The sequence below is a fragment of the Streptomyces sp. NPDC058955 genome (genome assembly GCF_042741435.1).
In the GTDB taxonomy this organism is placed as follows: domain Bacteria; phylum Actinomycetota; class Actinomycetes; order Streptomycetales; family Streptomycetaceae; genus Streptomyces.
Map to the genome: position 1 here is coordinate 44621 of NZ_JBHYKM010000036.1, position 19139 is coordinate 63759.

16 protein-coding genes are annotated in these 19139 nt (G+C 73.6%); 6 read left to right on the top strand and 10 right to left on the bottom strand.

Annotated features, from left to right (window positions below):
- Window positions 1-52: 52 nt before the first annotated feature.
- Window positions 53-952 carry a GNAT family N-acetyltransferase gene (locus tag ACFW1I_RS16680; protein ID WP_384670347.1) on the top strand — a complete coding sequence of 300 codons (900 nt, stop codon included), beginning with the start codon at window positions 53-55 and terminating at the stop codon, window positions 950-952.
- On the opposite strand, the gene ACFW1I_RS16685 is transcribed toward ACFW1I_RS16680, so the two are convergent.
- Window positions 949-1350 carry a VOC family protein gene (locus tag ACFW1I_RS16685; protein WP_384670348.1) on the bottom strand — a complete coding sequence of 134 codons (402 nt, stop codon included), beginning with the start codon at window positions 1348-1350 and terminating at the stop codon, window positions 949-951. The two genes, ACFW1I_RS16680 and ACFW1I_RS16685, sit on opposite strands and share 4 nt — an antisense overlap.
- A 52-nt stretch (window positions 1351-1402) precedes the next feature.
- Window positions 1403-2257 (bottom strand): alpha/beta fold hydrolase, encoded by an 855-nt coding sequence (locus ACFW1I_RS16690; protein ID WP_384670349.1) that lies wholly within the window; start codon window positions 2255-2257, stop codon window positions 1403-1405.
- 340 nt (window positions 2258-2597) lie between these two features.
- Between ACFW1I_RS16690 and ACFW1I_RS16695 the strand changes: the two genes are divergently transcribed.
- Window positions 2598-3422 (top strand): DUF2382 domain-containing protein, encoded by an 825-nt coding sequence (locus tag ACFW1I_RS16695; protein WP_384670351.1) that lies wholly within the window; start codon window positions 2598-2600, stop codon window positions 3420-3422.
- 120 nt (window positions 3423-3542) lie between these two features.
- Here the strand turns inward: ACFW1I_RS16695 and ACFW1I_RS16700 are convergent, their stop codons facing one another.
- From ACFW1I_RS16700 to ACFW1I_RS16725, 6 genes are all read right to left on the bottom strand, one after another.
- Window positions 3543-4181, bottom strand: a complete 639-nt coding sequence (locus ACFW1I_RS16700) for a hypothetical protein (RefSeq protein WP_384670352.1) — start codon at window positions 4179-4181, stop codon at window positions 3543-3545.
- Window positions 4181-4723, bottom strand: a complete 543-nt coding sequence (locus ACFW1I_RS16705) for a SigE family RNA polymerase sigma factor (RefSeq protein ID WP_384670353.1) — start codon at window positions 4721-4723, stop codon at window positions 4181-4183. Before ACFW1I_RS16705 ends, ACFW1I_RS16700 begins: the two co-directional genes overlap by 1 nt.
- Window positions 4710-5744: a LacI family DNA-binding transcriptional regulator gene (locus ACFW1I_RS16710; protein ID WP_384670354.1), complete on the bottom strand. Its 1035-nt coding sequence runs from the start codon at window positions 5742-5744 to the stop codon at window positions 4710-4712. The genes ACFW1I_RS16705 and ACFW1I_RS16710 overlap by 14 nt, the downstream gene beginning before the upstream one ends.
- Before the next feature lie 379 nt (window positions 5745-6123).
- Window positions 6124-6723 carry a DUF4328 domain-containing protein gene (locus tag ACFW1I_RS16715; RefSeq protein ID WP_384670356.1) on the bottom strand — a complete coding sequence of 200 codons (600 nt, stop codon included), beginning with the start codon at window positions 6721-6723 and terminating at the stop codon, window positions 6124-6126.
- Between the two features lie 87 nt (window positions 6724-6810).
- Entirely contained in the window at window positions 6811-7488 is a 678-nt protein-coding gene (locus ACFW1I_RS16720; RefSeq protein ID WP_384670358.1) for a response regulator, read from the bottom strand.
- The gene (locus ACFW1I_RS16725) at window positions 7485-8669 is read right to left on the bottom strand and encodes a sensor histidine kinase (RefSeq protein ID WP_384670359.1); all 1185 of its coding nucleotides are present in this window, start codon (window positions 8667-8669) and stop codon (window positions 7485-7487) included. The genes ACFW1I_RS16720 and ACFW1I_RS16725 overlap by 4 nt, the downstream gene beginning before the upstream one ends.
- A 133-nt stretch (window positions 8670-8802) precedes the next feature.
- Between ACFW1I_RS16725 and ACFW1I_RS16730 the strand changes: the two genes are divergently transcribed.
- Both ACFW1I_RS16730 and ACFW1I_RS16735 read left to right on the top strand, forming a co-directional pair.
- Entirely contained in the window at window positions 8803-9780 is a 978-nt protein-coding gene (locus ACFW1I_RS16730) for an ATP-binding cassette domain-containing protein (RefSeq protein WP_384670361.1), read from the top strand.
- Window positions 9777-10661: an ABC transporter permease gene (locus tag ACFW1I_RS16735; protein ID WP_384670362.1), complete on the top strand. Its 885-nt coding sequence runs from the start codon at window positions 9777-9779 to the stop codon at window positions 10659-10661. The genes ACFW1I_RS16730 and ACFW1I_RS16735 overlap by 4 nt, the downstream gene beginning before the upstream one ends.
- A gap of 69 nt (window positions 10662-10730) precedes the next feature.
- On the opposite strand, the gene ACFW1I_RS16740 is transcribed toward ACFW1I_RS16735, so the two are convergent.
- Together ACFW1I_RS16740 and ACFW1I_RS16745 are read right to left on the bottom strand one after the other, a co-directional pair.
- Window positions 10731-12245 (bottom strand): alpha-N-arabinofuranosidase, encoded by a 1515-nt coding sequence (locus tag ACFW1I_RS16740; RefSeq protein ID WP_384670363.1) that lies wholly within the window; start codon window positions 12243-12245, stop codon window positions 10731-10733.
- A 180-nt stretch (window positions 12246-12425) separates the two neighbouring features.
- On the bottom strand, window positions 12426-15341 hold the full coding sequence (locus tag ACFW1I_RS16745; RefSeq protein WP_384670364.1) for a glycoside hydrolase family 48 protein: 2916 nt from the start codon (window positions 15339-15341) through the stop codon (window positions 12426-12428).
- A 344-nt stretch (window positions 15342-15685) separates the two neighbouring features.
- Between ACFW1I_RS16745 and ACFW1I_RS16750 the strand changes: the two genes are divergently transcribed.
- Window positions 15686-17239 (top strand): cellulase family glycosylhydrolase, encoded by a 1554-nt coding sequence (locus ACFW1I_RS16750; RefSeq protein ID WP_384670365.1) that lies wholly within the window; start codon window positions 15686-15688, stop codon window positions 17237-17239.
- 17 nt (window positions 17240-17256) lie between these two features.
- A complete protein-coding gene (locus tag ACFW1I_RS16755) occupies window positions 17257-19020 on the top strand; it encodes a glycoside hydrolase family 6 protein (protein ID WP_384670366.1) in 1764 nt (587 codons plus the stop codon).
- Window positions 19021-19139: the final 119 nt, after the last annotated feature.

Sequence of the window (19139 nt, forward strand, 5' to 3'; positions counted from 1 at the left end):
TCTGACGTCCGGCCGGGAGCGCGCCCCGCAGCCTGCAACCCGGAGGAATTCCATGACCGGTCTGGTCATCCGCACGCTTTCCGCGAACGACGCCCCTCTCTTCGACGCACTCCCCGATCCCCTCGGCGCCCGTGAGAACCACCGGCGCACCCGCTTCCGCCCCGAGTGGAAGCGGGTCGCCCTGCGCGACGGCGAGGTCGTCGCGCGCGGGGCCTGGTGGGGCGGGCCCGACGACGCGGAGCCCGTGAACATCAACTGGTTCGACGTCGCCGAGGGCGAGGAGGAGGCCGGGGTCGAGCTGCTCCGCTCCGCGCCCTGGCGGGTCGAGCTGGAGATCAACCTGCCCGGCGGCTGGCGGGAGGAGGCGGGCCCGCGCGCCGCCGCCGAGGCGCGCTTCGCCGCCGCGCGGGCCGCCGGGTACGAACTCCTGGTGGAACGCTTCCTGTACCGCTGGACGCCGGAGCACGGTATGCCCGCGCGGCCCGGCCGCCTGCGGTTCGACGCCGAACCGGACGACGCCGTGTTCTTCGACGCGCTGCGGCGCATCCACTCGGTCACCCTGGACGCCCACGCGCTCATGGCCATCGAGGAGGGCGGCCTCGACCGGGCCGCCCAGGAGGAGCTGGACTTCTTCCACTGGTGCCCGTCCCCGCGGGAGTGGTGGCAGGTCGCACGTACGCCGGACGGCGAACTGGCCGGGATCCACATCCCGGCCCACAACCCGTCCGGGCCGACCATCGGCTTCATCGGCGTCGTCCCGGAACACCGCGGTCACGGCTACGCCTACGACCTGCTCGCGGAGTGCGTCCACCACCTCGTCGCGCACGGCGCGGAGTCCATCAGCGCGGCGACCGACCGGGGCAACGTCCCCATGGCCGCGAACTTCGCCAAGGCCGGCTTCCCCGTCACCAGCGAGCGGATCAACTTCCGTCCGGTGAGCAGCGGGGACTAGCCGCCGAGCGGCCCGCGTCCCCGGGCGTCCGGCTCCCCGCCGCCCGGCGGGGAGTACAGGGCGCCCTGGACGTACTCCATCGCCTTCGTGAAGACGGGGTCGCCCAGACGGCGGTTCATCTCTGCCTCGTCGACGTCCTCGATGTGCGTCTGGATCCACCAGAGGTTGCCGAAGGGGTCGCGTACGCGGCCGACGAGGTCGCCGAAGAAGAGGTGGGTGACCTCGGTGACCGAGGTGCCGCCGGCCTCGACCGCCCGGCGGTGGACGGCCCGCGCGTCGTCCACGTACAGGCGGACGAACGCGGGGGTGGGCGCCCAGCCCGGCGGGCTGTCGAAGGCCATGATCCGGCCGTTTGCGATCCGCAGCTCGGCGTGCCCGATCGTGCCGTCCGGGAGCACGAAGCGGCCCAGGTCCTCGGCTCGGCCTCAAGAGTTCCCGGACCGGGGGGTGTCACGCCAGGAACCGCTCCAGCAGGCGGTTGAGTTCGGCGGGCCGCTCGGTGGGGATGGAGTGGTGGGAGGCGTCCGGCAGGATGGCGACGTCGGCCGCGGGCAGCAGGTCGCGGGCCCTGGCGGCGACGCGTCGCGCGTCGTGGGTCCGGCTGCGTTCGGCCAGGAGGACCAGGGTCGGAATCGTGCAGGCCCTGAGCTCCTTCGGCCAGGGGCGGCGCAGGGCCACGACCTTGGACCGCACCGCCGTCGTGGTGCTGTCGAGGAAGTGCTGCCACTCGGGGTCCTCGGGTGGCCGGCCGGTCTCCCACAGCAGGAAGGACCGCTGGCGCGCGACGGTGGGTCTCGCCAGCGACGGGAGCGCGCGCAGCAGATAGCGGGGGCTCGGCCCGGCGAAGCAGTTGGTGGGGTCGAGGAGGGCCAGCCTGCTGACGCGGTGGGGCGCGCGCAGCGCGTAGCGCAGGGCGATCGCGGCCCCGTAGGAGTGGCCGCACAGCCGCGCCTCCCCCAGGCCGAGCCCGTCCAGAACCGCGTCCAGCCACACCATCAGGTCCCCGGCCCCACGCAGGGGCGCCCCGTCGTGGACGCTGCGGCCGTAGTCGCCCATCACATCGACCGCGTACACCCGATGGTCGCGGCTGAGGTCCCCGACGTTGCCGAACCACACCATGGAGGTGGTGCCGCCGCCGGGCAGCAGCACGAGCGGGGCGCCGCCCTCCGGACCGCACACGTGGACCCGGGTGCTGCCGTACGGCGTCGGCACGTCGACGCCGGTGACGTCCGCGGGCCAGCGCCGCAGCAGGGCGTCGTACGCCGCGAGGAAAGCCGCCTGGCCACCGGGGCCGCCCTGCTCCATGGTCCTGCCCCCTGCTGGTCTCGAAACAGCCGCCGTCCTCGTGTGAGGCCCGCTCAGCAATTATCCCGACGAGGGAGTCGATGGCCAGTGCGCCCCCCTGGGTCGTCGATGTCGAACTCGGCCTGTTTGCGGTCGAGTTCGCGGCCCGTGCCTGCATGCTGAGCGGGGCGCGTCTCGCCGGACGGCGCGGACCGGCTGGACGAGGGACTGAACCCGCCACCGGCTTCGATTCAACGGTCAACTGGTCGGGAATCAACCATTTTTACCGACTCGGAAGGGGTTTTCCCCTCGTTGCTCCGGTTAGTCGCCGGGAGACCGCGACAACGCCTGGAGGGTGAACATGATCGCCCAGGAACAGATTGCGACTGTGCTGGACCATCCCGTTTACGACACCGAGGGCAGGAAGATCGGCGACGCCAAGCGCGTCTACCTCGACGACGCCACCGGCCGCCCCGAATGGGTCACCGTCGGGACCGGCCTGTTCGGCACTGGCGAGTCCTTCGTGCCGATCAGGGACGCTTCCCTGGTCCACGACCACCTGCAGGTCCCCTACCCGAAGGACCGGGTCAAGGGGGCTCCGCACGTCGACGTCGACGGCGGCGGGCATCTCGACGAGAGCGAGGAACAGCGCCTCTACGCCTACTACGGCATCGACTGGGACGACGCCTGGAAGGCCCACGGCGGCACCGCGGGCACGACCGGCACGACCGGATCGGCCGGTATGGCGGGCGCCCCGGGGATGAAGGGCGACCTCGGGCCCGCCGCGGACGCGATGACCCGCTCCGAGGAGCGGATGCACGTCGGCACGGAGCAGGTCGAGACCGGCCGCGTGCGGCTGCGCAAGTACGTCGTCACCGAGGAGGTCGAGCAGACCGTGCCGGTGCACCACGAGGAGGTGCGCGTGGTGCGCGAGCCGATCACCGAGGCCAACCGCGACGCGGCCCTGTCCGGCCCCGAGATCGCCGAGGCCGAACACGAGGTGACCCTCCACGAGGAGCGCCCGGTCATCGAGACCCGGGCGATGCCCGTGGAGCGGGTCAGCCTGGTGACGGACGAGGTGACCGAGGAGCGGACGGTCACCGGAGAGATCCGCAAGGAGCGCATCGAGGTCGAGGCGGACGACACCGTCGTCGCCCGCGAGGCCGACGAACGCGGCGGGATGTGACGCACCCGCCGTCCGCGGCCCCGCGCCGCCGGGGCCGGGCCGCCACACCACCCGGCCCCGGCACAGGGCATCAGACCAGCCGGGCAGGGTGCCGTCCGGGGGCCGTCCCGCACCGGCCGGTCAGTCGAAGCCGCCCCTGAGGGTGGTGCGGCCGCCGTCGGGGGCGGTGAGGACGACGGTGTACGCGTCGGCCGAGGCGTTCCGGGTGCCCTCCGCGTGGTTGTACTGGGCGGCGAAGGTGTGCGGGCCCGGCGGCAGCGCGCGGCCCTCCTTCAGGGTCCAGCGGTAGACCAGGGCGCCGGCCTCCTCCGCGACGGTGACCGTGAAGTCCTCGGCGGGGCGGGTCTGCCAGTGGCCGGTGCTCGCGATCCCGCCGGTGAGCGCGACCCGCAGCTCGACGGTGAGGCCGGCGACCTCGGCCTCCGTGGTGACGGCGAGGTCGCTCTGCGCCCACCAGCGGTTGCTGCCGGCGTCGACGGTGCCGGCCGCCCGGGCCACCGGGCCGGGCTGGGCGGCGACGGCCGGCGGGGGCGCGGGCGGGTCCTTCAGGGTCGTCACGGCGAGGCCGCCGAGGCCCAGGACCGCGGCCACGGTGGCGGCCACGGCGACCGCGACCGTCCAGCGGCGCCGGGGCAGCCCGGCGCGGGCCAGCGGCGGGCCGGCCATGCCCCGCTCGACCCGGGCCAGCATCCGGGCCCGGTCGGGCCGGTGCGCGAGCGCCGCCTCGCGCAGCTCGCCGCGCAGCCGTGTCTCGTCCATCAGCGCCTCCCCGCGGCGAGTTCGGTGGCGGCCCGGCCGCCGAGCAGCCGCTGGAGCTCCGCCATCCCCTTGGCCGTCTGGCTCTTGACCGTACCGACCGAGACGCCGAGGGCGAGGGCGGTGTCCCGCTCGGAGAGGTCGAAGGCGTGGCGCAGCACGACGCAGGCGCGCTTGCGGAACGGCAGGGCGCGCAGCGCGGTCCGTACGTCGACGACGGCGGGCACGTCCGGGTCCTCGGTGTGCTCGGGGCGGCGGTCCCAGAAGGCGGCGATCCGGCGGCGCTCGCGGACGGCGCCGCGGATGCGGGTGCGGACCAGGTTGGCGACGACGCCCCGGGCGTAGGCGGCGGGGTGCTCGGCGGCGCGGACGCGGTCCCAGCGGTGCCAGAGGGCGAGCATGGCGTCGGCGGCGAGGTCGTCGGCGGCGTCGGTCTCGCCCGTGAGGAGGTGGGCGAGGCGGGCGAGTTCGGCGTAGTGGCGGTCGAAGAAGTCCCGGAACTCGGCGTCGCTGTCCCCGTCCCGCCGGGGGTCAGCGACGGTCACGGCCGTCCCCCGGCGGGGTGGGCGCAGGTCCGGTGCCGGCGCGGACGGTGAGGCGGGGGGTGAGGAGTTCGGTGCCGCGGGCGGGTTCGCCGCGCAGCCGGGCGACGAGCCGTTCGACGGCGATCCGCCCCAGGTCCTGGGCGGGCACGGCGACCGCGGTGAGCGGTACGGAGGCGTGGGCGGCGACCTGGTCGGGGCAGAGCGCGGCGACGGAGACGTCCTCGGGGACGGCCCGGCCCTGGTGGCGGAGGACGGCGAGGAGGGGTTCGACGGCGGCCTCGTTCTGGACGACGAGGGCGGTGGTGCCGGGGCGTTCCTCGAAGATCCGGGTGACGGCGGCGGAGACGGCCGCGTAGGTGCCGTCGACGGGCCGGTGGAGCACGTCGAGGCCGTGCTCGGCGGCGGCGGCGCGGATGCCGGTGAGGGTGCGCTCGGCGTAGCCGGTGCCCCGGGCGTAGACGGCGGGGGGTTCGCCGAGGACGGCGAGGCGGCGGTGGCCGAGGCCGGCGAGGTGGTCGACGCAGCGGGCGCCGGCGGCGGCGAAGTCGAGGTCGACGCAGTCGAGTCCGGCGGTGTCGGCGGGCAGGCCGATGAGGACGGAGGGCCGTTCGGCCTCCTGGAGGCAGGGCAGCCGGGGGTCGTCGAGCTCGACGTCCAGGACGATCATGCCGTCGGCGATGGCGCTGCCCTCGACACGGCGGACGGCCTCGGGGCCCTCCTCGCCGGTGAGCAGCAGCACGTCGTAGCCGTGGGCGCGGGCCGCGGCGGTGACGGCCATGGCGATCTCCATCATCACCGGCAGGTAGAGGCCGGTGCGCAGCGGCATCATCAGGGCGAGGACGCTGGTCCGGCCGCCGGCGAGGGCGCGGGCGCCGGCGTGCGGGCGGTAGCCGAGCGCGTCGATGGAGTGCTGGATGCGTTCGCGGGTGGCGGCGGAGATGGAGCGCTTGCCGCTCAGCACGTAGCTGACGGTGCTGGCCGACACACCGGCGTGACGGGCGACGTCGGCGAGGGTGACCACGTGCGTGCTCCTCGGCTGGTCCGGGCGGTTCTCCGGGGCGGTTCCCCGGAGCGGCGTCCGGGGTGGATGGGGAGTGCCCGTCGGAGGACGGGGACCCCCGACCCTAAGCGGCCGCTCGCCGCACTGTCCAGGCGGGGCACGAAGAGTCCAAGGGCCCGGGTTTCTCGCGGGGTTGTGCGGGGGCGTGCGGCGCGATGGGAGGGAAGCCGCCGCGCAAGCGCATTCCGGCGGGTGTCCGCCCCCCGCGCCTTCTCCGCGCCCCACGGCGGACCGTCACCGTGCCCGGGCACTGGGTACTTTCGAGGCCGTCCCGGCGTCCTGCTCGCTGTCCTTCGCCCCGCTCAGGTCGTTTCGCGTCGCTCAGGTCGTTTCGCGCCGCTCAGGTCATGTTGAAGTAGGGCAGCGGTCCGGCGGGCTGGTCGGCGGTCACCCGCCGGATCACGGCGATGGCGAGGACCGCGGTCAGGATGTTGAGGCCCTGGTCGACCGGGTTGCGGTAGTCGAAGTGGTCGAGGACCAGGAAGTGGAAGGCGACCGAGAGGGGCCCGTCGCAGAGCCAGGCGATCCACCAGGCGTTGATCAGCCAGGCGTCACGCGGCGGGCCGCCGGCCCGGCGGATGTCGAGGGTGATGCGGCGCGGCACCCACCACATCGCGAGCGGGATGATCCAGGCGCCGAGCGCGAACGGCGGGGTGTACCTGTGGCTGCCGGGGGCGAGCACCTCGGCGTTGCAGCGGGCGCGGTGGAACCAGACCAGGAACGAGATCCAGCACGCCACCTGGAGCACGGCCGGGAACGGCACCATGTCCTCGGCGAGCCAGGGCGAGTCCTTGCCGCCCGAGGCGATGATGTAGACGTCGGTGAGCGCCTGGGTGGCGATCAGCGACTGGACGACGAGCGCGGGCCCCGCCGGATTCCGGAATCTGTAGCGGGGCCCTCGCACGGCGGCCGGGCCGACGGGCACGTTGTACGCGTCCATGAACTGTTTCCCCCCCGGGATACGGTGGCGCCGCCGTGACCGGGCACGGCGGCGGTGACGAGCGGCATCCTACGGCCGCCCCGCGGCTCACCGGCCCGGGGCCACCAGTCCGAACTCGTAGGCGAGAATGACCAGGTGGATGCGGTCGCGGGCGCCGAGCCGGCTGAGCAGCCGGGCCACATGCGCCTTCGCCGTGGCGGGGCTGATGAAGAGTTCCCCGGCGATCTCCTGGTTGGACAGACCGCGCCCCACGAGGGTGAGCACCTCCCGCTCGCGGTCGGTGACGGCCGCCGGGAGGGGGCGGGGCGCGGAGGCGGTGTGGGTGGGGTCCTGCTGCCGCGCGAAGGCCGCGATGAGCCGGCTCGTGACCGCGGGGGCGATCAGCGCGTCCCCGCCCGCGACGACCCGCACGGCGCCGAGGATGTCGTCGAGGTCCATGTCCTTGACGAGGAAGCCGCCGGCTCCGGCGCGCAGGGCCCCGTACACGTTCTCGTCGTCGTCGAAGGTGGTGAGGACGAGCACGCGGGCGCCGCTGGGCCCGGTCGTGATGAGCCGGGTCGCCTCGATGCCGTCCATGCCGGGCATCCGTACGTCCATGAGGACGACGTCGGGCCGGGTCTCCTCGGCCAGGGCGACGGCCGCGGCGCCGTCGGCCGCCTCGCCGACGACGTCGAGGTCCGGCGCCTCGGCGGCGAGCAGGCGCAGGCCGGCCCTGATGAGGGGCTGGTCGTCGACGAGGAGGAGCCGGACCGGAGGGGTGCTCACCGGGCCTCCTGCGGGAGCGGCAGCCGGGCGGCGACCCGGAAGCCGCCGCCCGGCCGGGGCCCGGCGGTGAACTGCCCGCGCAGCAGCGCGGCCCGCTCGCGCATGCCGGTGATGCCGTAGCCGGCGCCGGATCCCCGGTGACCGGTGCCGCCTCTGGCCGGGAGGCCGGGTCCCTCGTCCGTGATCTCGACGCTGACGGCGTCGTCGCCCAGGTCGACGACGACCCGGCAGGCGTCGGTGTGCGCGTGCCGCACCACGTTGGTGACGCCTTCCTGCACGATCCGGTACGCGGCGAGTTCGACGTCCGGCGGAAGCCCGCGGGGCGCGCCGCGCCGCTCCAGGCCGACGCGCACGCCCGCGTCGGCGGTGGCCGCGACCAGCCGGTCGAGGTCCGCGAGACCGGGTGCGGGTTCGCGCGGGGCGGCCTCCGGGTCGTCCGCGCGGAGGGCGACGAGCATCCGGCGCAGCCCGGCCAGGGTGTCCTTCCCGGTGCTCTCGATCGTGGCGAGCGCCCGCTGGGCCTCCTCGGGCCGGGATCCGGCGACCCGGCGGCCGACGCCGGCCTGGATGGTGATGACGCCGATGCTGTGGGCCACCATGTCGTGCAGTTCGCGGGCGATGCGGAGCCGTTCCGCCGTGACGGCCTCGGCCGCCTCCCTGGACCGCAGTTCCCGGGCGTGCCGGCGCCGCTCCCGCAGCAGGTGGCCGGCCGTCCAGGCCAGCGCGGTGGTGAGCGCGAGGACGACGAGCTGGGAGAGGTACGCGTCCGAGCCCGTGCGCGCGTACGCCAGGGAGACGGCGTGGGTGGCGAGGGTCGCGGCGGCGGCCGCGCCGGCGGCGAGCGGGCGGCGGGTGGCGGCCACGTACGCCACGACGAGGTCGGCGAGGAGCGCCTGCGCCTGGCCGAGCTGCCAGCCGGCGCCCGCGCCGGGCGCGTACAGCGCGGCGATCCGCGAGGAGGCCGCTGTCGCGGCCGACGCCGAACCGGCCAGCAGCACGGCCAGCGCGATCCCCGGCCGGCGCGGGAGGAGCGGCGCCACCAGCGCCGCCGACAGCACGGGCAGCACCAGCCGCGCCCCGGTGGGCTCCACGGTGTGCAGGACCAGGACGGTCGGCACGACGAGGTAGGCGAGGGCGGCGGCCCAGGTGAGGGCACCGGTCACCGCCGGAGGAACGGTCATGACGAGATCCTAGGAAGTGCCCCGCGGGCGGCGCATCGGCCCACGGGCTTACACCCGTGGGTGACAGGGCGGGCGGTGGAGCGCGCCCGTCGGCCGATGCCGGGAGGGGGCGTCCGGCGGCAGCGTGGACGGCGTGATCGAAGCGAACGCACTCACCAAACGCTATGGCGCTGTCACGGCGGTCGACCGGCTGTCCTTCACCGTCCGGCCGGGCCGCGTGACCGGCTTCCTCGGCCCCAACGGGGCGGGCAAGTCCACCACCCTGCGGATGGTCCTCGGCCTGACGACGCCGACCTCCGGCACGGTCACGGTCGACGGGCGGCCGTTCCGCGACCGGCCGCGCGGGCTCCGGCACGTCGGCGCCCTCCTCGACGCCCACGAGGTGCACGGGGGCCGCACCGCCCGCGCCCATCTCTCCGCGCTGGCCCACGGCAACGGGCTGCCGGCCCGCCGGGTCGAGGAGGTCCTCGGGACCGTCGGGCTGGCCTCGGCGGCCGGCCGGCGGATCGGCGGCTTCTCCCTGGGCATGAAGCAGCGGCTCGGGATCGCCGCCGCGCTCCTCGGCGACCCGCCGGTCCTCCTCTTCGACGAGCCGCTCAACGGCCTCGACCCGGAGGGCGTGCGCTGGGTGCGGGGCCTGTTCCGGACCCTGGCCGCGGAGGGCCGGGCGGTCCTCGTCTCCAGTCACCTCATGGGCGAGATGGAGCACACCGCCGACGACCTGCTCGTGGTGGGCCGGGGCCGGGTCGTCGCGGCGGAGCCGCTCGCCGTCTTCGCCGCGCGGGGCGGGGGCGCCACCGTCACGGTCCGCACCCCGGACCCGTCGGCCCTGGCCGACGCGCTGCGGGCCGAGCCCGGGGCGGCGCTCCGGGCGGCGGACGACGGCGGCTGGACGGTGACCGGCGTGGGCGCCGAGCGCGTCGGCGACCTGGCGCACGCGCACGGGGTAAGGCTGCACGCGCTGACCGCCCGGACGGCTCCGCTGGAGGAGGTCTTCCTGGAACTGACCGCCGACCGGGTCGAGTTCGGCGCCTCGGAGTCCGCCGGGCCGGGGCCGGAACGCCCCGACGTGCCCCTGCCCGTGTCCGCCCGTGAGGAGTCCGCCCGATGAACGCCCCCGCATCCGTCCGCCACCTCGCCCCGCCGGAGGTGCCGGCCCGCTTCCGGCACCTGCTCCGCTCGGAGTGGATCAAACTCCGGTCGCTGCGCTCGACCCCGTACGTCCTCGGTCCGGGCGGCCTCGTGGTGACCGGGATCTGCGTCAACGCGGCCCGGTCGAACGCCGACCGGCTCGACCGGGGTCCGCGCCCCGGGCCCGGCCCCGACCCCGGGGCGGCGGCCGACGCCGACTCCGGCCTCCCCGCGTTCGCGTTCGACGCGCTGGGGACCGCGTTCGTCGATCCGGCCTGGCAGTTGCTGATGGTCCTCGCCGCCTGCCTCGGCGCGGCCGCGCTCTCCGGCGAGTACGCGACGGGCCTGGCGCGGACCACGTTCGCCGCCGTGCCGGACCGGCGGTCGGTCGTCGCGGCGAAGGCGGTCGTGGTGACGGCGGTGCTGCTCGTCTTCGGCGCCTGCGTGGCGCTGACCTCGTTCGCGGCGACCCAGGCGCTGCTGCGGGACCACGGCGGCCTGTCGCTGTCGGATCCGGGCGCGGCGCGTGCCGTCGTCGCGTCCGCGCTGCTCGCGCCGGTGTGCGGGCTCGTGGGCATGGCGGCGGGGGCGCTGGTGCGCCACGCGGCCGGGGCCGCCGTCACCGTGATCGGCGTGCTCCTGCTGCTGCCCGCGCTGTTCCAGGGCGACACGTACCGCTGGGTCAGGGAGACCGGCCATCTGCTGCCCCTGGACGCCTGGGCGACGCTCGTCCACGACCCTGCGCTGCCGGTGACGGAGAAGTACCCGGCGACGGCGGCGGAGGCGTGGACCGTCCTCGGCGCCTGGGGGGTGCTCGGGCTGGCCGTCGCGATGGCGGCGGTCCACCACCGCGACGTCTGAGCGCCGGGCCGGTCGAAGCGCTTCGAAACGAGGGCGTGCGGCGCTTCGTCGAAAGGATCCAAGGGGGGGTCAGGCGAGCCGTACGACGTTCCACGACATGGGCTCCAGGACGGCCGTCAGCACCCCGTCCACGAGCTCCGCGCCGGTCACCTCGTGCGGCACCACCCGGTCCGGCGCGGCCGCCGTGTTGCACGCCTCCGGATCGGCGTCGGCGAGCGCGCTGTGCTCCACCACCCGCGTCAAGGCGCAGCCGCGCAGGGCGACTTCCAGCGGCAGCGGCCTCTCCCGGTCGCGGTTGACCGCGAAGACCGTGACGCTCCCGTCCTCGGCGCGCACGGCGGTCGCGTGCAGCAGCGGCACCTCGCCGTGCTTCTCGGTGCGGTGCGCGGGCGAGACCGGACGCACGTCGAGGACGGTCCCCCGGCCGTACCGCGCGGCCTGGGCGAAGGGGTGGAAGGTGGTCTGCCGCCAGGCGGGGCCGCCGGGCTCGGTCATGATCGGCGCGATCACGTTCACCAGCTGGGCGAGGCAGGCCACCGCGATCCGGTCGGCGTGCCGCAGCAGCGTGATGAGGAGCGAGCCCAGGACGACCGCGTCGGTGACCGTGTAGACGTCCTCCAGGAGGCGGGGCGCCTCCTGCCAGTCCTCGAAGGGGTGCGGGGCGGGGCGACGCTGGTACCAGACGTTCCACTCGTCGAAGGAGAGCGTGAGCCGCTTCTCCGACTTCAGCCGGGCGGCCACGTGGTCGCAGGTGGCGACGACCTCCTCGATGAACGCCTCCATGTGGACGGCGGAGGCGAGGAAGGAGTCGCGGTCGCCGTCGGTCTCCTCGTAGTAGGCGTGCAGCGAGACGTGGTCCACGACCTCGTACGTCTCCGCCAGCACGGTCGCCTCCCAGGCCGCGAAGGTGGGCAGGTCGCGGCCGGAGCTGCCGCAGGCGACGAGTTCGAGACCCGGGTCGATCTGCCGCAGGGCGCGGGCGGTCTGGGCGGCGAGCCGGCCGTACTCCTCGGCGGTCTTCTGCCCGGTCTGCCAGGGGCCGTCCATCTCGTTGCCGAGGCACCACAGCCGGATGCCGAACGGCTCCTTGTCGCCGTGGGCCACCCGCAGGTCGGAGAGGGCGGTCCCGCCGGGGTGGTTGGCGTACTCGACCAGCTCCATCGCCTCGGTGATGCCGCGGGTGCCGAGGTTCACGGCCATCATCGGCTCGGCCTGCGGGCCGAGCTTGCGCAGGAAGCCCATGAACTCGCTCAGGCCGAAGCGGTTGGACTCGGTGGTGCGCCAGGCGGGGTCGAGTCGGCGCGGCCGGTCGGCGACCGGGCCGACGCCGTCCTCCCAGCGGTAGCCGGAGACGAAGTTGCCGCCCGGGTAGCGCACGGCGGTGACGCCCAGTTCGCGGACGAGGTCGAGGACGTCGGTGCGGATGCCGTCGGCGTCGGCGGCGGGGTGGCCGGGCTCGTACACGCCGGTGTAGACGCAGCGCCCGAGGTGTTCGACGAAGGAGCCGAAGAGGCGGGGGTCGACGGGACCGACGGTGAAGTCGGGGTCGAGGGTGAAGCGGGCGGTGTGCTCGGGAAGTGACACGCGGATCCCTCTCGTTCTCGCTCGGTGTTCGACCAACGGCCGTATGTCCGAACGAGAACGTAGGAGCGGGGCACCCGGGCGTCAATGGATCACCGCCCCGCCCGCCCGAGGGCCGGGCGGCCCCCTTTCGGGGACCGCCCGGCCTCGTCGTACGCGGAACCCCTCGCGCGGGGCGGGCTGTTATTCGAGCAGCTCCGCGTACGAGCCCATGGCCAGGGCGATGTCCGCCTGGGCCCAGAACCGGTGGTAGGTGAAGACGGGGGCGGCGCCGCCCGCCAGGTACGCCTCGATCTTCGGCCAGGCCGGGTCGTCCTGGTAGAAGGAGCGGATCGAGGCGAAGGTGGAGGTGGAGTCGACCGCGTCGCCGTTCGGCATCGCGCCGGTCCAGCCGGTCGGCACGTACACCGGGTCGTCGAAGCGGTTGTAGTCGGCGCGGGTCTCCTCCACGGCGATGCCCAGCGGGTCCTGGTGGTGGTCCCACATGCCGTCGAGGAGGGCCTTGGCGACCCGCTTGGCCTCCGCGTGGCCGGACTTGGCCGCGTAGTAGGTCAGGGTCTTGGCGTAGGCGGCGGCGACGCCGACGTCGTTCGTGTAGTCGGCGACGGTGACGTGCAGGCCGTCGTTGGCGCCGGGGTTCGCCGCGTTCCAGGTGTCCGGGGCACCGGACCACTGGAGCGTGGCCGGGATGCGGTAGGTGCCGTCGGGGTTGACCGTGGTCTCCGACAGCGCCCACGCGACCCACTTGTCGAGGACGGTCTTCGCCTCGGCGTCACCGGTCTGCTGGTAGTACTCGGCGACCCGCTCCATCGACCAGGCCTGGAAGCCGAACCACTGGTTCGACGCCGGGTCGTGGTAGACGGGCTTCTCGTCGTAGAACATGCCGTGGAAGGTCGGGGTGCCGGCCGGCGGGGTGGCGTAGCGGCCCTGCCAGCTGTTGGTGGCACCGCCCGCGATGGCCCCCTCGGACGACTGGAGCCAGCGGTAGAACTCCAGCTGCCGGTCGAGGCTGGTCGCCCAGTCCGTCTGCCCCGTGGGCGACTTGGGCTTGAGAGGGGCGTAGGAGCTGAGGGCGTGGGCCGCGAGCGGGTTCTGGTAGCCGCTGTGGTTGTGGCTGGAGCCGATCCGCCAGGCCCAGCCGGCCGAGGTGTCGACGGCGCCGCCCCAGGCGTAGTACCACGACAGCAGGTAGTGGGAGCTGTCCTTGCCGGTGCCGGCCGGGCAGGCGGTCGGGCCGACGCAGTTGCCGATCTTCTTGAAGTACTTGTCGAACATGGCGTACCGCAGGTAGTCGCCCATCTTGGCGGCCTTGCCGATGGTGGCCGCGACCTGCGCGCCCTTGCCCTGCTCCTTGGCCCAGAGGTCGGCCCAGTAGGCGGCCTGGATGGCGCGGGCGTCGGCGTCGGGCGCGTTGGTGTACTTCCACTGCTTGGCGTAGGACGCGTCCCCGGTGAAGATGTCCAGGTAGCCGTTCTTGCCGCCGTAGGTGAAGTTGTCGCAGGTCGGGTGGGTGACGGTCTCCCAGACGGACTCCTGCGGGCCGCGCTGGAAGGTGTTGATGTACGAGGGGCCGGTCGCCGTCGGACCCGCGGAGCACTTGCCCGGCTCGTTGCCGAAGCCGTAGACGTTGTCGACGTCCTGGATCCAGTGCATGCCGTAGATGTCGTCGGTGCCGTAGGCGCTCTTCAGTTCGGCCGCGATCGGGTCGGCGCCGGAGGTGACGCCGGAGTCGAGGCGGGCCGGGTACTGCGAGGGGAGGTCCCACTCGGGGGCGTAGGTGGCCGGCTTCGCGGCGTTGTAACCGGAGTTGGTGGGCTGGTCGGCGTGGGTCGGGATCATGAACTTCTCCATGGTGTCCCACGCGCCGTTGAACTTGGTCCAGTCGCCGGTGATCTTGCCGTACATGGCCTGGAGCCAGATGAGGTAGCTGTACGCCTCCGAGGTCGTCTCGTGCCCGTGGTCGGGGGCCTCGACGATCAGGGTCTCGACGGAGTGGTACGGGATGCCCTCGGGCGAGAAGTAGCCGTTGGCCGGGTTGGTGATCTTCCCGTACAGGTCGAGGAAGCGGGCGTCGTAGGTGGAGTCCGCGGCGAGCTGGGTGACCTGGACCTCGGCCTTGGCGTGGCCCGGGGCGGTCGCGGCGAAGACGGCGACGCCGGTGCCGGTGGCGCCCGCGGTGACGGTCACCTTCTGGGCGGTGTTCCAGTTCGCCGGGGTGAAGGTCAGGGTGGCCGGGGAGGCGGTGAGGTTCGTGTTGCCCGAGGTGCGGGCCACCGTGACCGTGACGTTCGCCGTCGGGGCCGTGGAGAGCTTGAGGTCGAAGGTGCCGGTGGCGCCCTGGCGTACCGCCAACTGGCCCGGCGTGGCGACCAGCGCGGCTCCGGCGGCCACCGTGATGCCGACCGGCGCGGACTCGGCGGAGGCGCCCTGGCTGTCGTACGCCTTGGCGTAGAGCGAGTGGGCGCCGGCGGCGAGACCGGTGGCGCTGTGCGTGAAGGGCGCGGTGGTGTCGGTGCCCAGCAGGGTCGTGTCGCTGTAGAACTCGACCTTGTCGACGGTGGCGCCGTCGGCCGCCGCGGCCGTGGCGGCGAGCGGGACGGCGCTGCCCGCGGTGTAGACCGCGCCTGCGGCGGGGCTGGTGAGCACGGCGACCGGCGGCTGGTGGGCACCGACGCACAGGGTGCCGTTGACGGCGAAGTTCGTGGGTGCGGTGTTGGCGCCCGTGTAGGTGAACTGGCCGCCCGCGGTGACGGCCGCGCCGGCGGCGACGGTGCGGTTCCAGTCGGCGTTGGTGACGGTCACGTTCTTCCCGGACTGGGACCAGACGCCGTTCCAGCCGTTGGTGAGCTTCTGGTCGCCGGCGTAGGAGTAGGTGAGCGTCCAGCCGTTCAGGGCCTCGGAGCCCCGGTTGGTCAGGGTGAGTTCGGCGGTGAAGCCCGAACCCCAGTCGTTGGTCCTGTAGTCGACGCTGCACTGCACGGCGGCGGCCTGCGCGGTCCCGGCGCCGGCGCCGGCGGCCAGCAGGCCGAGGGGGAGCGAGAGCGCGGCGGTCAGGGCGGTCAGGTGCCTGCGGGGGCGGCGTGGTCTCGAGCGTGGCATGCGGTGGATCTCCTCGCGGCTCGGGAGGTCGGGTGTGCGAAGAGCGGGCCGTACGGGGAGTGCGGGGCGGTGCTCGCGCGGTGGTCGGGCGGCGCGGGGGCGGTGCTCTGTGGTGCGGGGGCGGGCATGGAGAACAAGCCCTGAACCAGTGGGAGCGCTCCCACTGTGCAAGCGTGACGCAACCGCGTCAAGATGCGTGAAGAGTCGAAGGCGGGCAACGAGGAATTTCCACAACTCCTCTTTTGCTTGGCGCTTGTTGCCGCTACGGTCTGCCCGACCAGTGGGAGCGATTCCATCCAGTCGGCACGCCGTAGGGGGCGTGCCCTCGCTGCGAGGACTCGCTCATGCGACATCCCCCACGTCTCACCGCGCTGCTCGCAGGAGCAGCGGTCATGGCGGCGAGCACCGCGCTCGCCGTCGTGGGTACGGCCTCAGGAGCCGCGGCCGCACCCGTCTGCACCGTGGAGTACTCGGTCACCAACCAGTGGGCCGGAGGCTTCCAGGGTGCCGTCACCGTCACCAACAACAGCACCGCGCTGAACGGGTGGAGCCTCGGCTTCTCCTTCCCGGCCGGCCAGCGGGTCGGCCAGGGCTGGGGCGGGAGGTGGACCCAGTCCGGCGACGCCGTCACCGTCACCAACGAGAGCTGGAACGCCCAGCTGGGCACCGGCGCGACGGCGACGACGGGCTTCATCGCCTCGTGGACGGGGACCAACACCGCCCCGACCGCGTTCACGCTCGGCGGGGTCGCCTGCGCCACCGGCGGGCCGACCACCCCGCCGACGACCGGGCCCCCGACCACCCCGCCCACCACTCCCCCGACCACACCGCCCACCACACCTCCCACCACACCGCCCACCTCCCCGCCGCCGACCCCCGTCTCCGGCGCGCCCGAACTCTCCGTCACCGGCAACACGTTCACCGACCAGAACGGCGCGGTCCGCCGGCTGCTCGGCGTCAACCGCTCCGGCGGCGAGTTCATGTGCGTCCAGGGCCACGGCATCTGGGACGGTCCGGTCGACGACGCCTCCGTGCGGGCGATCGCCGACTGGAAGGCCAACACGGTCCGCATCCCCCTCAACGAGGAGTGCTGGCTCGGCCTGGACAACATCAAGCCCGAGTACCGGGGCGCGAACTACATCGACGCCGTGAAGGACCTGGTGACCAAGGTCCTCGCCCACGGCATGACCCCGGTGGTCGAACTGCACTGGACCCACGGCCAGTACACCGGAAACTCCTCGGGCTGCGCCGACGTGCACGCCAGCTGCCAGAAGCCGATGCCGAACGCCCGGTACACCCCGGCGTTCTGGACCTCGGTGGCGAACACCTTCAAGCACGACCAGCGAGTCGTCTTCGACCTCTTCAACGAGCCCTATCCGGACCGGGCGACCTCCACCGCGACCCAGGCGTGGACCTGCTGGCGCGACGGCGGCACCTGCCCCGGCATCGGGTACGAGGTCGCCGGCATGCAGGACCTGGTGGACGCGGTCCGCGCCACGGGGGCGAAGAACCTCGTCCTCGTCCCGGGCCTCGCGTACGCCAACGACCTCAGCCAGTGGCTGACGTACCGCCCCACGGATCCGGCGGCGAATCTGGCCGCCGCCTGGCACGTCTACAACTTCAACACCTGCTCCACCGAGACGTGCTGGAACGACACCCTCGCCCCCGTGGCCGCCCAAGTGCCCCTCCTCGCGGGCGAGATCGGCGAGAACACCTGCGGGCACGCGTTCATCGACCGCGTCATGAAGTGGTTCGACGACCGCGGGCTCTCGTACCTGGGCTGGACCTGGAACACCTGGAACTGCAACTCCGGTCCCGCGCTGATCAGTTCGTACGACGGCACCCCCACGTCCTTCGGCATCGGGCTCCGCGACCACCTGCGCGCCCGCACCTCCTGAGAGGAATCCCCACCCGCATGAGCCGCACCCGGAACACCAGCCGCACCGCCCTCCTGGCGGCCCTCGGCCTCATCACCGCGACCGGGGCCACCGCCACGGTCTTCGGCACCACCGCCGGCGCCGCCACCCCCGGCTGCAAGGTCGACTACACGATCACCAACCAGTGGAACACCGGCTTCGGCGCCAACGTCGTCGTCACCAACACCGGCGACCCGGTGACCGCGTGGACGCTGGAGTGGAGCTACGGCGGCAACCAGCAGGTCACCCAGGGCTGGAACGCCACCGTCACGCAGTCCGGCACCGCCGTCAGGGCCACGAGCATGTCGTACAACGGCGCGCTCGCGACCGGAGGTTCGACCTCCTTCGGCTTCAACGCCTCCTACAGCGGGACCAACGCCGTGCCGGCGACGTTCAAGCTGAACGGCGTCACCTGCAACACCGCGACGCAGCCGACGGACCCGCCGACCACACCCCCGACCACCCCGCCCACCACCCCACCCACGACGCCGCCGACCACCCCGCCGGCCGGTGCGAAGGCCGACAACCCGTACGCCGGGGCCAAGGTGTACGTGAACCCCGACTGGCGCGCCAAGGCCGAGGCCGAGCCCGGCGGCAGCCGGATCTCCAACCAGCCCACCGGCATCTGGCTGGACCGCATCGCCGCCGTCACCGGCACCGGCAGCGCCCGGGGCCTGCGCGCCCACCTCGACGAGGCGCTGGTCCAGAAGGGCTCCGGCGAGCTGGTCGTCCAGCTGGTCATCTACAACCTGCCGGGCCGCGACTGCGCCGCGCTCGCCTCCAACGGCGAGCTGGGCCCGACGGAGATCGACCGCTACAGGACCGAGTACATCGACCCGATCGCGGCGATCCTGGCGGACCCGAAGTACGCGGGCCTCCGGATCGTCACCACGGTCGAGATCGACTCCCTCCCGAACCTCGTGACGAACGTGGCCGGGCGCGACACGGCCACCGAGAACTGCAACGTCATGAAGGAGAACGGCAACTACATCAAGGGCGTCGGCTACGCGCTCAAGAAGCTCGGCGCGATCCCGAACGTCTACAACTACGTCGACGCCGGCCACCACGGCTGGCTCGGCTGGGACTCCAACTTCGGCCCCTCCGCGGAGCTGTTCAAGCAGGCCGCGACCGCCGAGGGCTCGACCGTCGCCAACGTCCACGGCTTCATCGTCAACACCGCCAACTACAGCGCGCTGAAGGAGGACAACTTCAAGATCACCGACACCGTCAACGGCACCACCGTGCGCCAGTCGAAGTGGGTCGACTGGAACTGGTACGTCGACGAGCTGTCCTATGCCCAGGCGATGCGCGACAAGCTGGTCTCGCTCGGCTTCGACAGCAAGCTCGGCATGCTGATCGACACCTCCCGCAACGGCTGGGGCGGCACCGCGCGTCCCACCGGCCCGGGCGCCCTCACCAGCGTCGACACCTACGTCGACGGCGGCCGCTTCGACCGGCGCATCAACCCCGGCAACTGGTGCAACCAGGCCGGCGCGGGCCTCGGCGAGCGTCCCCAGGCGGCCCCGGCCGCCGGCATCGACGCGTACGTCTGGATGAAGCCCCCGGGCGAGTCCGACGGCGCCTCGAAGGAGATCCCGAACGACGAGGGCAAGGGCTTCGACCGCATGTGCGACCCGACCTACACGGGCAACGTCCGCAACGGCAACAGCATGTCCGGCTCCCTCCCCGACGCGCCCCTCGCGGGCCAGTGGTTCTCGGCCCAGTTCCAGGAGCTCATGAGGAACGCCCACCCGGCGCTCTGACCCTCCCGCCCCCCCCCCGCCCCCCGCGGACCCGGGGCGGGGCCGGGAGCCCCCCCAGATCGGGGGGGGGGGGCGCGCGCGCCGCCGCCCCGCCGCCCCGCGGCGCGCGGGGGGCGCGC